Annotated in this window: 10 protein-coding genes; 5 read left to right on the top strand and 5 right to left on the bottom strand. The window is 58.7% G+C overall.

Going from position 1 to position 12,451, the window contains the following annotated elements:
* Positions 1 to 50: 50 nt before the first annotated feature.
* Positions 51 to 413: a hypothetical protein gene (locus HNQ50_RS19875; RefSeq protein WP_184102965.1), complete on the bottom strand. Its 363-nt coding sequence runs from the start codon at positions 411 to 413 to the stop codon at positions 51 to 53.
* A 569-nt stretch (positions 414 to 982) separates the two neighbouring features.
* A complete protein-coding gene (locus HNQ50_RS19870; protein WP_184102964.1) occupies positions 983 to 1,945 on the bottom strand; it encodes a hypothetical protein in 963 nt (320 codons plus the stop codon).
* Between the two features lie 269 nt (positions 1,946 to 2,214).
* Between HNQ50_RS19870 and HNQ50_RS19865 the strand changes: the two genes are divergently transcribed.
* The 3 genes from HNQ50_RS19865 to HNQ50_RS19855 all read left to right on the top strand — a co-directional run bounded on the left by HNQ50_RS19865 (position 2,215) and on the right by HNQ50_RS19855 (position 5,328).
* Positions 2,215 to 2,505, top strand: a complete 291-nt coding sequence (locus HNQ50_RS19865) for a co-chaperone GroES (protein WP_184102963.1) — start codon at positions 2,215 to 2,217, stop codon at positions 2,503 to 2,505.
* A gap of 73 nt (positions 2,506 to 2,578) precedes the next feature.
* Positions 2,579 to 4,219, top strand: a complete 1,641-nt coding sequence (groL, locus tag HNQ50_RS19860) for a chaperonin GroEL (protein WP_184102962.1) — start codon at positions 2,579 to 2,581, stop codon at positions 4,217 to 4,219.
* Between the two features lie 419 nt (positions 4,220 to 4,638).
* Complete coding sequence (locus HNQ50_RS19855) at positions 4,639 to 5,328, top strand: PEP-CTERM sorting domain-containing protein (protein ID WP_184102961.1); 690 nt, start codon at positions 4,639 to 4,641, stop codon at positions 5,326 to 5,328.
* A 33-nt stretch (positions 5,329 to 5,361) separates the two neighbouring features.
* Here HNQ50_RS19855 and HNQ50_RS19850 read toward each other — a convergent pair whose 3' ends face one another.
* The gene (locus HNQ50_RS19850; RefSeq protein ID WP_184102960.1) at positions 5,362 to 5,838 is read right to left on the bottom strand and encodes a tetratricopeptide repeat protein; all 477 of its coding nucleotides are present in this window, start codon (positions 5,836 to 5,838) and stop codon (positions 5,362 to 5,364) included.
* Between the two features lie 157 nt (positions 5,839 to 5,995).
* Between HNQ50_RS19850 and HNQ50_RS19845 the strand changes: the two genes are divergently transcribed.
* Together HNQ50_RS19845 and HNQ50_RS19840 are read left to right on the top strand one after the other, a co-directional pair.
* Complete coding sequence (locus HNQ50_RS19845) at positions 5,996 to 6,529, top strand: RNA polymerase sigma factor (protein WP_184102959.1); 534 nt, start codon at positions 5,996 to 5,998, stop codon at positions 6,527 to 6,529.
* Positions 6,526 to 7,359 carry an anti-sigma factor family protein gene (locus tag HNQ50_RS19840; RefSeq protein WP_184102958.1) on the top strand — a complete coding sequence of 278 codons (834 nt, stop codon included), beginning with the start codon at positions 6,526 to 6,528 and terminating at the stop codon, positions 7,357 to 7,359. Before HNQ50_RS19845 ends, HNQ50_RS19840 begins: the two co-directional genes overlap by 4 nt.
* Here the strand turns inward: HNQ50_RS19840 and HNQ50_RS19835 are convergent.
* Positions 7,342 to 9,975, bottom strand: coding sequence for a putative bifunctional diguanylate cyclase/phosphodiesterase (locus HNQ50_RS19835; protein WP_184102957.1), 2,634 nt, complete (start codon positions 9,973 to 9,975; stop codon positions 7,342 to 7,344). The two genes, HNQ50_RS19840 and HNQ50_RS19835, sit on opposite strands and share 18 nt — an antisense overlap.
* 151 nt (positions 9,976 to 10,126) lie before the next feature.
* Positions 10,127 to 12,415: a type I DNA topoisomerase gene (topA, locus tag HNQ50_RS19830; protein ID WP_184102956.1), complete on the bottom strand. Its 2,289-nt coding sequence runs from the start codon at positions 12,413 to 12,415 to the stop codon at positions 10,127 to 10,129.
* Positions 12,416 to 12,451 lie beyond the last annotated feature (36 nt).

The raw sequence follows: 12,451 nt of genomic DNA, 5'->3' as shown, positions 1-12,451 counted from the left end.
GCGCGGCTTATGGTTAAGCGAAATTCCGGTCTGGCGAGTTGATTGGCAGCTCAGACCCTTTCACACCGGTTTGGTGTACCACAGCCGCACGCCCTTTCCTGGTGCATTGAGCGATAGTTACAAATGACCATATAAATCATGGCCTTGGCTTTGGTGGCCGGATACTGCAACAGCGTGAAAACGATTTCAAATACGGGAATATGCTTACCGGTTTGTGCTAAAACGGTGCAGCAAAAAAGGATGATCCACTGCGCCTGGCGATCTGCAGACTTACCCGACGGTGCGGCAAAATCCCCTCCAGGGCTTGCTGCAGCACGATCTAGATGACAAAAACGTGACAACCCAATTGGCACGCGCAGGCCGTTGACGCCCCAGAAAACACGACGGCGCGCTGGCCCTTGGCTGATCGTCAAATTGGGGGGTAAGTGTGGTGTCCAGGGGACACCCAGGCGGGCAATAGCAGATTTGCGGGCATTACCACCCCGGATTCCCGGCCGTTGGCCTTCATCCGGGCTACGTGGGTTTGCGTATAGGGTGGATTCGGAGCGGCAGCGACCATCCACCCTGGCAACGGCGGATTGCTACGCGAATCCACCCTACGGAGTCCTGTAGCCCGGATGAAGCACGCGCCTCGGTGGGTGCCCCCACAAAACCGCTGAGTGCTGCGGATGGCCGTTGCAGCGGGACAGCGGGAATCCTGGGTTGCCATGCGGGCAATAGCAGATTTGCGGGCATTGCCACCCCGGATTCCCGGCCGTTGGCCTTCATCCGGGCTACGTGGGTTTGCGTATAGGGTGGATTCGGCGCGGCAGCGACAATCCACCCTGGCAACGGTGGATTGCTACGCGAATCCACCCTACGGGCCACCGCGCACGAAGCGGCCAATGGCTGGGCAACGGCCTTGCCTCAGCAGCTTGATCGCGCACGGGGAGTGGCAAAGTACTGAGTTGTTCTGTCTGTATTGGACGGAGGTGGATGCGAGTCAGTCGAACGAGTTATGTGTAAGACTCGGTTTGTACAGGGTCCATGCAGTCCTCCAGGAAACAACTCTTCGGTTGGTAGGCAACGTTGTTGTCTCTGTATCGTTTTCCCAGGGCGGGCCGCAAGCGACTTGATTCAGCCAGAACTGGATGCTTCGCTGGACTAACGGGTTTCCACGGTTGCGATATATCCAACGCAACTCGGAGTGAGTAATTGTTCTGACTTTATCCTCGTTTTTTTTGCTTTTGCCTTTTGGAAGGTCCTCGGCGAGTACGTTGTGGCTTTGATCCTCAAAGCGGTGCGTTTTTGTCACCACCGCAGCCATGTCTATGTCATCAAGTGCAAAATGGATATGCACGCCAGCCGTACTGGAGTTGGCATCCAGGCCCGCATTTTTCCTGGCGGTCCACTCCATTCCAAATTTTGATTTGGCGCGAAAGGCAGAGTTGGAAGCTACGTTGTCCACTGCGCTAGCAAATGCTTCCTCGTTCATGCCGTAGCCCTGAAGTGCCGGAATGTATCTTCCATATTTTGCATGAAGACCTAGCTGGTTTTGAAAACCAGTGAGATCGGCAGCAAATTCATTAGCGACCTCGATTCTCTTGTCTCTCCGTTTTTGTGCTTCGAGAATCTGGGGCTGATTGTATTGTGGCAAATAGCCCACGGTTTCAGCCTCGTAAGCGGCGTTGAATTCATCGATTTTTTTTTGGTATGTCTCTCCACGATAGTGGTCAACCGTTGAAGCGATATATTCCACCTGGGTACTTTTGGTCAAAATCAAGTCGGTGCCCCGGAGGTGGATCATCAGGCCTCTTCGCGATGGAGCGAGGCCATAAATAAGATCGCCTTTCGTAAAGAAACCCTTGTAGGGTTGCGTGAACGGCATAAACAGTCCCGGACTTTCAAGAGAATGACGGAAAGTGCTTCGCTTCGGGAGGCACTTATCAGATTGCAAACCAATCATGCAACCTAGTCTATCTGCGGTATTTCTCAAGGGACGCGTGACAAAAATACACCGCCGCCAGTTGCGTGAGCGAACTCCAGAATTCAATGGACTACGACAGCAATAACCGTTGGGCAGTGCGACAGCTCAACAGAAATTTAACCTTTCTCCCCTTGAAAACCAGGGAACCCGTCCCTATCATTGGCACTCGTTAGCCGAGAGTGCTAACGGGCCACACCTACCAGATGGCCCCTGAACTTTCAGGCATTGATTTCTCAGGAGAATAAACGATGAAGATCCGTCCCTTGCATGACCGCGTAGTCATCAAGCGTGTTGAGGCTGAAGAAAAAACCGCATCCGGTATCGTTCTGCCGGGCGCCGCCGCCGAAAAGCCGGATCTGGGCGAAGTGGTTGCCGTAGGTACTGGCAAGCTGCTCGATAGCGGCGAAGTGCGTGCACTGTCCGTCAAAGTGGGTGACCGCGTCATCCTGGGCAAGTACAGCGGCCAGTCCGTCAAAGTGAACGGCGAAGAGTTGCTGGTTGTGCGCGAAGAAGACATCTTCGGCGTGGTTGAAGCCTAAGGCTCGCCCGAACCCCGATTTGGGTCTGGCCACTCTGGCCATACCACTCAACAAGATTCAGGAGTAATCCACAATGGCTGCAAAAGAAGTCAAATTTGGCGATTCCGCACGCGCCCGCATGGTTGCTGGTGTAAACATTCTGGCCGATGCCGTTAAAGTCACGCTGGGCCCTAAGGGTCGTAACGTGGTGCTGGAACGCAGCTTTGGCGCTCCGACCATCACCAAGGATGGTGTTTCTGTTGCCAAGGAAATCGAACTGAAAGACAAGTTCGAAAACATGGGCGCACAACTGGTCAAGGAAGTGGCTTCCAAGACTTCCGACGTCGCTGGTGACGGTACCACCACCGCGACCGTGCTGGCACAAGGCATCGTGAACGAAGGCCTGAAGTACGTGGCTGCCGGTTTCAACCCGACCGATCTGAAGCGCGGTATCGACAAGGCCGTGATTGCCCTGGTTGAAGAACTGAAGAAGATTGCCAAGCCGACCACCACCAACAAGGAAATCGCACAAGTTGGTTCTATCTCCGCCAACAGCGATGAGACCGTGGGCGCGAAGATTGCCGAAGCCATGGACAAGGTGGGCAAGGAAGGCGTGATTACCATTGAAGACGGTTCGGGTCTGGAAGACGAACTGGCCGTGGTAGAAGGTATGCAGTTTGACCGCGGCTACCTGTCCCCGTACTTCATCAACAATCCGGAAAAGCAGATTGCCCTGCTGGACAATCCGTTTGTGCTGCTGTTCGACAAGAAGATCAGCAACATCCGTGATCTGCTGCCGGTGCTGGAACAAGTGGCCAAGTCTGGCCGTCCGCTGTTGATCATTGCTGAAGATGTCGATGGCGAAGCGCTGGCGACACTGGTGGTCAACAACATTCGCGGCATTCTGAAGACGGTTGCAGTCAAGGCCCCGGGCTTTGGCGATCGTCGCAAGGCCATGCTGGAAGATATCGCCATTCTGACTGGCGGTACCGTGATCGCTGAAGAAGTCGGTCTGACCCTGGAAAAAACCACCCTCGAACTGCTGGGCCAGGCCAAGCGTATCGAAGTGGCCAAGGAAAACACCACGATCATCGACGGTGCGGGTAACGAAGAAGGCATCAAGGCGCGCGTTGGTCAGATCCGCAAGCAGATCGAAGAAGCCACCAGTGACTACGATCGTGAAAAACTGCAAGAACGCGTGGCCAAGCTGGCTGGCGGTGTTGCGGTGATCAAGGTTGGCGCTGCGACCGAAGTTGAAATGAAAGAGAAGAAGGCCCGCGTGGAAGATGCGCTGCACGCAACTCGCGCCGCCGTGGAAGAAGGCATTGTGGCCGGCGGTGGCGTTGCCCTGCTGCGCGCTCGTGCCAACCTGGGCGAACTGAAGGGTCTGAACGCCGACCAGGATGCCGGTATCAAGATCGTTCTGAAGGCGATTGAAGCACCGCTGCGTCAGATCGTGGCGAACGCCGGTGATGAGCCGTCTGTCGTGGTGAACAAGGTTGTGGAAGGCAAGGGTAACTTCGGTTACAACGCCGCCACCGGTGAGTACGGTGATCTGGTTGAGATCGGCGTGCTGGATCCGGCCAAGGTCACCCGCTCTGCCCTGCAACACGCTGCATCCGTTGCTGGTCTGCTGCTGACCACGGATGCCATGGTTGCAGAACTGCCCAAGGATGACGCTCCGGCCATGCCGGGTGGCGGCGGCATGGGTGGTATGGGCGGCATGGACTTCTGATCGCCTGATTCATCTTTGGCCCCTGCTTGAGGCTGATCGATGTGAGGAGCCCGGCTTAGCCGGGCTCTTTTCATTTGTGGCATGCAGAGGTGGGGCGATCGATTTGTAACAGCCCGACTCCCCCCGCCCTCGCCGCCGCGAGGGAGCCGCCACCAATGCTGGCAGGGCAACCTGTAGCCCGGATGGAGGCCACCTGGCCGGGAATCCGGGGTGGCAATGCGGGCAGAGGTGATTTTGTTGGCATGGCAACCCCGGATTCCCGCTTCGCTTCATCCGGGCTACAGCGTTGGCCTTGGCTGACCATGCGTCTGTCATGTTTCCGTGACGGGGGGATTGCTCGGTACACTGGGCCCATAATCGCAGTGCACCAATCCATACCACCCGCAACAACCGGTTCTACCTTGCAAGACAAGGAGTACATGATGACCCTGTTGCCTTCTGCGGTGCTGGCTTTGGCTCTGGTGGGGCTGTCCGCCCCCAGCGCGGCCACCGTGATCGACTTTGATAACGTGCCGATCACGCCCACCATGATCAGTTCACCCTCCCACACGGATTACGACACCACTGACTTGCTGATTGATGGCTACAACCTGAGCGCGGATCAATTTACCGATCTGGCTTTCGGGTCATACAACGGCACCCCGGTGGCCCCGGCCTGGTCAGGTACCACTGCGCTTTATATCCAGCCCGATTACCAGTTACCACTGTTCCAGCCTTCCAACGCGATTGGCAGTACTGGCCTGGCCCTCTTTGCCCTTGCCAATGTGCGTGTTTATGCGCCCTATGCGCCAGAAGGCACCATTCTTAATGTCAGCGCTTATGATCTGGCGGGCGACAGTGTCGGCCTCACCTCGTTCTGGTATGCCAATGTAGTGGTGCCCGCCGTTCAACCAGGACGATCCCCTTGGGTGTACGTGCAACTGCCTTACCCGGAAGACGGCGCCAACCTGTATGTCTTTAACAGTTCAACACCCCTCTTCCTGGATCATCTGCAGGTCGAGGCCGTGCCGGAGCCGGGCATATGGGCATTGCTGGGCCTTGGCGTGGCCGCGCTGGCGTGGCGCCAGCGGCGACAGCCGGGCCACCGCCCCACGCTGACGACGGCATAGGCCCGCTCCGGCGGGTGCCCCGGCTATGCGTGTTTAGCCGGGGTGTTTTGCGGTGTAATCCGAAATGGCCTCTTCCAGGTCTTGATACTCATCGCAATGCCCGCATAGCGCTTGCAACTGCTTGAGTTGTTCCCGCGCTTTGTCAGGCTGATTGTCTTGCAGATAGGCCTCGCCCAGATATTCATGTGCGCCCAGATGTTTGGGGTTAAGGCGCAGCGCCTCTTCATAGGCCGCAAAAGACTCCGGCAGATGGCCCAGATTGCGCTGGGCGTAGCCGGTGTAGTTCCACCAGTCTGCATTGCGTGGTTGTTGCTGACGGGCCTCATCCAGCAAAGAAAGGGCCCCTTGCCAGTCTCGCGCATCCAGTTTGGCCTTGATATGCGCCGCCATGACCGAGGGCGGGCTGGATTGCCCACCACCGCCGCCCCCGCCTCCGCCTGAGGCCCAAACCCCTGCGCTGGTACCCAGGGCCAACGCCATCAACGCCGCCGCGATAAAGCCGTGTTTCATTGCCGTCTCCTTGCGCGGCAGGCTGTGCCGCTCTTTGGCCAAACGCCTCAGGGACTGCATTTATTCCGCAACATTTTTTTCTATCCCACTGGAATAATCCGGGACGCCATCCGTTATCCAGTACATTCCTGGTAACCGAGCCCTACAGGACACGTCGATGCTCGACGAAGAATTATCCCGGCTGATTCCATCACTGTTGCCGCGTCTGTGGCGCTTTGCCTTGCGTCTGACGGCCAACCGGCACGATGCCGAAGATCTGGTTCAGCGTGCCTGCGTGCGGGCGCTGGAGCGCCCCCACCAGTTGCAGGAGGGGACGTCTGCGCTGTCCTGGCTGTTTTCCATTATGTATTCGATCTGGATCAGCGAGATCCGCGCTCGCAAGGTGCGGGCCGTAAACGCCGCAGATTGGCAGGACGATATGCTGGAAAACCTGCCCGACCCACGCGCTGGCGATCCGGAAAACGATTTGCTGCATCAGCAAATTATTGCCGCAGTGGGCGCGCTGCCTGATCCGCAACGCGTGGTGATGTTACTGGTGGGCGTAGAGGGGCTGAGCTACCGCGAAGCGGCGGTCGCGCTGGATATTCCAATTGGTACCGTAATGAGCCGGCTGGCCCGCGCGCGGATCACGCTGGGCGAACTCTTCGCCATCAGCCGGCCACAGCGCTTGCCCAAGGGAGTAAAGCCATGAAATTGAACGAGACGTTGTTGATGGCCTGGGTGGATGGCGAGCTATCGGGCCAGGACGCAGAAGCCGTCGCGCGCCTTGTGGCTGAATCGCCCGAGGCGCAAAGCACCGCCAATGCGCTGGCGGCCTCCCGCTTACCGTATGCGGATGCCTTTGCCGCCGAGACACTGCCGACCATGCCGGCCAGTCTGAGTACCAGCATTGGTGTCCTGGTGCAGGCCAGCCGTGATCGCGCGGCGCCAATGCCCCCGTTGACTGGCCGCCAGCCCGCGCGCTGGCAGACAGCACGCCTGGCGGCAGCGTTCTTTACCGGCGCGGTGTGCGCGCTGGCGGGCGTGCGCTATTGGCAAAGCGCCGCCGAACCCGACGCCCCCTGGGTCAACGCCGTGGCGCAATACCAGGAAATGTATGTGCGCGATACGCTGGTGGATGTGCGCGACGATGCCGCACTCTCCGCGCGCACCCTGGAAGACGTCAAAACCCACGATCACCTGGCGATCAACGTGCCAGACCTCAAGGACATGCATTTTGAGTTCAAGCGGGTACAGCGGCTGCGCTATAACGACAAGCCGGTGGTCCAGATGGTGTATCTGCCCGTGATTGGCGACCCGATCGCACTGTGTGCCGCGCCGGACAATCGCCCGGACAAGGACGTGCAGGAAAAAATGGATGAGAACCAGACCCTGCTGACCTGGCGCAGCAACAACGTCAGCTATGTGCTGGTCGGGCGCGCCCCGCCCACCGTGCTGCAAGCGTTGTCAGAGCGCATCCGCAACGGCAAGGTGCCGCCGCTCTACAGCCAGGTCCGGCGCCCGTCAGGCCTTGTTGGCTAGTCCGAGGCGCATCCACAATTCAGCGACGCCGCTGGGCACGGGCTCGCTGAAGTGAAAGCCCTGCAGGTAATCCACGCCCATACCTTGCAGGAAGCGGGCGGTCTCCACCGACTCTACGCCCTCGATGATGGTCTGCAATTGCAGCCCTTGGGCCAGTTGCACAATGGCCTGCATGACGCGCCGACCCTCTTCGGTGTGCAAACGCTGAGCAAACGAGACATCGACCTTGATGAGGGCCGCCGGCATTTCGTGCAATTGGGAGAGCGAGGAGTAGCCGGTACCAAAGTCATCAATCGCCAGCTGGAAGCCCGCTGCGGCCAGTTGCCGCAAGTGCTTGAGCTGTCGTGAGTAATCGGTCAGCGCCACAGACTCGGTGATCTCCAGGATCACGTCTTGCGGACGCAGGCGGAACTGCAGCAGCAAGTCCAGCATGCCGGAAACGAACTCCGGCGCAAACAATTGGCTGCGGGAGATATTAAGCATCAGCCGCTGGGTCAGGCCAGCATCACGCCATTCGCGCAATTTGGCAAAGGCCTGGCGGGCGACGACGTCTGACAACTCCTGAATCAAACCCACCTTTTCCGCCATCGGGATAAAGAGTTCCGGGCTGATCCAGCCGTTCTTCTCATCCTGCCAGCGGGCCAGGGCTTCCACTGCAAACACCTCACCGTCGCGCGAGCGGACGATGGGTTGGTAGAACACCTGCAGCCGGTTCTGCCGAATGGCATCGGCCAACCGCGCCTGAATGGCCACGTGCTCACGACCCAGCGACTTCATGTGCAACAGGTCGCCGTAGAAGCACACCGTATTACGGCCCACGTGTTTGGCGTGGTGCATGGTGTGATCGGCGGCGGATAGCAGGTCTTCGCCACAACTGGCGTTATCCGGGAACACCGCAAAGCCGGCGCTGACGGTCGGGCGTGCATCCAGCCCATCCAGCGCCAGGCCCTGGCGGGTAATGCTACGCAGGCGTTCGGCGCGCTCTTTCAGCGCATTGGTGTCGGTAACGTCGGGCATCAGCACCACAAACTCGTCACCACCCCAGCGCGCCAGAATGTCATGTTCACCCAGCACGCTCTTGAGCTGCTGCGCCAGACCCACCAGCAACTGGTCACCAGTGCGGTGACCAAAGGCGTCGTTGATCTGTTTGAATTGGTCCAGGTCGAGGAAACCCAGCGCGACCTTGGTGTTATTGCGGCGGGCCCGCTCAATGGCCGTCGCCAGCTGGTCATCCAGCATCAACCGGTTGGGCAGCTTGGTCAGGCCGTCGTACAGCGCCAACTGGGTAATGTGCTGCTCACTGACGTGCGCCACGGTGACATCGCGCACCACGGCGCGGATACCGGCAAGGTGACACTCTTCGTCAAAGCGCGGCAACAGGCGCGCCTCCACCCACAAGAATTCTCCCCCTTGCTGCATCAGGCGGAACCGCACTTGCGGCGTCTCGCCATGGCAGTTTTCCAGCTGTGCCAGCACTTGCGTTACCTGCGGCACATCATCGGGGAAAATCCAGGTCAGCAAGCTCTTGCCCAGATCACGCTGGGCATCACGCTGCTCCAGGCCACGCAAACTGGCCCAGGCTTCGCTGGATTCAATCAGCTCATGTGCGGGCGAGAGGTCCAGTACGGCCTCTTCCAGCAGTTTGAAGGTGTCCAGCAAGGTCTGCCGGCGGGCGTGATCCTGCATGTGCGCGGTCATGTCATGGATTTGCACCACGGCATCACCCACACCACCTGCCACGGGCTGCACGCGGACACGGAACCAGACTTGCACCCCGTTGTGGCGGGTGGACCAGTTGAATGACTGCCCGCGACGCATCACATTGGCCACTGGCAAGGCCTTGCCAATCTGCGCCGCCAGGCTTGCCGGCAGGCCGTCGGCCAGCGCGCGCCCGGTGATCACGCGGGCATCGGCCAGCGCCGGATGGCCCGACCAGGCTTCGCCAATCACGCCGTTCGCGCCGACTTCAAACACCATATCGCCGGTTGCACCAACCAGCGATTGCAAGCGGGTCTGCGTCGTGGCGAGGTGTTCTTCCAGCTTGCGGCGCACCAGCGTTTCGGCAATTTGTGCGGCCAAAAGGCCCAACAGACGCAGTTCGGTGGTTCCCCGATGTGGGGTTTCTTCTTCGTCCAGCAAACAGACAAAGCCAAACAACACGCCCCGATCCAGCAAAGGCAGCGCCAGCAAACGCCGTGCGCCCAGTTGGGCCAGCCACATCTGCTCGGCCAGCGGTAGCTCGGGCAGCGCGGTGTTGAGCAATTTGCCTGCGTTGAGGGTGTTGGTCAGGAAGGCAAACGCGGGGTATTCAATGACACGCAGGTAATCCGGGGTGACGGCGGAGATCCGGCACTCGTCGTCACGCCAGACTGCGACCAGCCGGGCATGATCGTGCTCGCCATGCGGATTCAGGTACAGGCTGGCAAGGCGCGCGCGGGCTGTTTTGCCCACGGTCGCCAGTGCCGCAGTCAGACCGTCCTGGTCATGTTGTGCCAGCCATTGCGGCAACACATGTTCCAGCGCGTCAAAGTAGGCCTGCTGCAGTGCTGCATCGCCGCGCAAGGCGGCGTCCAGCACGGGTTCGGGCCGTTCCGGGTTTACCATCAAAAGACTCATTCAACCTGTTTGTTGTCGTGGCGGATTGTCGCTGCAGACTCTTAACAGGTTCTTACGGGTATCAAGAGAAAACCGGCCGCCGCGTGTCGCGAGGGCCGGTTCTTGTAAGTATCACGATTAACCCAGAGTCTGGCGTGCTTCCGTCCTGACGTCAATTCGCGTCTGGCGGAGAAACCTGCTCGGCATAGCCGCATTCTTTCTGCGGACACACCTTCTCTACGCCACGGCGTTTGGTCGTTTTCAGCGTCAGTACCGGCCAGTTGCACTTGGGGCATGGCTCCGCAATGGGCGGGTTCCATGTCGCGTAAGTACACTTGGGGTAGGTTGAGCATGAGTAGAACAGCTTGCCGTAGCGGCTCTTCTTCTCGGTCAGCGTTCCCTTGTGGCACAGCGGGCATTCCACGCCGGTGTCCTTGGGTTTTTCCAGCGGCTCAATGTGCTTGCACTTGGGGTAGTTGGCGCAGCCAATGAACTTGCCGTAACGGCCGGTCTTGATCAGCAACTGGCCGCCATCTTCCGGACAAACCCGGCCTTCCACCACTTCCGGTTCGGTCGGGGCGGTGTCCGCGTCTTCGTTCAGATTGCGGGTGTAATCGCACTCCGGATAGGTGGTGCAACCAATGAAACGACCCCGCTTGCCCAGACGAATGGCGAGCTTGTTGCCACATTTTGGACACAGCTCGTCCAGTTCTTCCTGCGTGACTTCCTTGCGGGAAAGCGATTGCTTTTCCACAACTTGTTCATGGAAACGCTTCCAGAACTCATCCAGTACCGGCACCCATTCGCGCTTGCCGGTAGAAATGTCGTCCAGCTGGTCTTCCATGCGCGCCGTGAAGTTGTAATCCACGTACTGCGTGAAATGATCAGTCAGAAACTTGTTCACCACTTCGCCGGTATCGGTCGGGATAAAGCGCTTTTTATCCAGGTCAACGTATTCACGGTCTTTCAGCGTCTTGATGATGGAGGCGTAGGTAGAGGGACGGCCAATGCCGAACTCTTCCAGCGATTTCACCAGACTGGCTTCCGAATAACGCGGTGGCGGCTGGGTAAAATGCTGTTCGCCAAAGAGCTTGTCGATCGGCAACACTTCACCGGCTTCCAGTACCGGCAGACGGGCTTCGTCTTCGTCGCCCTCTTCCACGTCGTCCTGGTCTTCCTGGTACACGGCGATAAAGCCGGGGAATACCAGCGTTTGACCAGAGGCACGGAACACAGCCTCAGCACCCACTTCAATGTCCACACCGACGGTATCAAACCGGGCCGGGGTCATCTGACACGCCAGCGTACGCTTCCAGATCATCTGGTAGAGCTTGAACTGGTCGGCAGACAGGTAGGGCTTGACCGCATCCGGCGTGCGCAGGATGGAGGTTGGCCGCACTGCTTCGTGCGCCTCTTGCGCATTCTTGGCTTTGTTCTTGTAGACCACCGGGGCCGACGGCAGGTAGTCCTTGTCGAAATTGCTGCCGATGTACTCGCGGATTTCGTCCAGCGCCTCGTTGGCGAGGTTGACCGAGTCAGTACGCATATAGGTGATCAAACCGACCGTGCCCTGACCCACGTCCACGCCTTCATACAACTGCTGGGCAGTGCGCATGGCGCGGTCCGTGGTCATGCCCAGTTTACGCACGGCTTCCTGTTGCAGGGTGGAGGTCGTAAAGGGCGCGGCAGGGCTGCGGGATTTCTTTTTCTTCTCGACATTGGCGACCTTGGCATCCTTGCCCTGCAGGGCGGTCAGGATGGCGGTCTGGGCCTTCTCGTCGGGAATATCAAACTGGTCGAGCTTCTTGCCTTGCCAGGCAGACAGGCGAGCGCCGAATTTGGTGCGTGCCTTGTGGCTATCCAGGTGGATAGTCCAGTACTCCTGGGCCGTGAAAGCGCGGATTTCAATCTCGCGCTCACAGATCAGGCGCAATGCCGGGCTTTGAACGCGGCCGGCGGATAAGCCGGAACGGACCTTGCGCCACAGCAGCGGTGACAGGTTGAAACCCACCAGGTAATCGAGTGCGCTACGGGCCTGCTGCGCATCAACCATATCGCCGTCGATGTCACGCGGGTTCGCCACGGCGTTCTTGACGGCGGCTTCGGTAATTTCGTGGAACACCACCCGTTTGAAGGTGCGGTCCTTACCGGTCAGCTTCTTGTCCTTGAGGATTTCCATGATGTGCCAGGAAATGGCCTCGCCTTCGCGGTCCGGGTCAGTTGCCAGAAACACGTGCTGTGCGTCTTTGACCGCAGAACAGATGGCATCGACGTGCTTTTTGTTCTTGTCGATGATCTGGTATTTCATTTTGAAGTCGTGCTCGGTATCGACCGAGCCATCCTTACGCACCAGACCACGGACGTGACCGTAGGAAGCCAGGATTTCAAAATCCGGGCCCAGGTATTTTTTCAGCGTTTTCGCTTTTGACGGCGATTCAACAATCAGCAAATTTGCGGACATGGTATGCCGTAACGTTCACGTTTCTTAGAGATGGAT

This window comes from Silvimonas terrae, from assembly GCF_014202765.1.
GTDB lineage: Bacteria > Pseudomonadota > Gammaproteobacteria > Burkholderiales > Chitinibacteraceae > Silvimonas > Silvimonas terrae.
The sequence above is the reverse complement of the archived record's forward strand: the minus strand, read 5'-3'. Positions and strand labels throughout refer to the sequence as shown.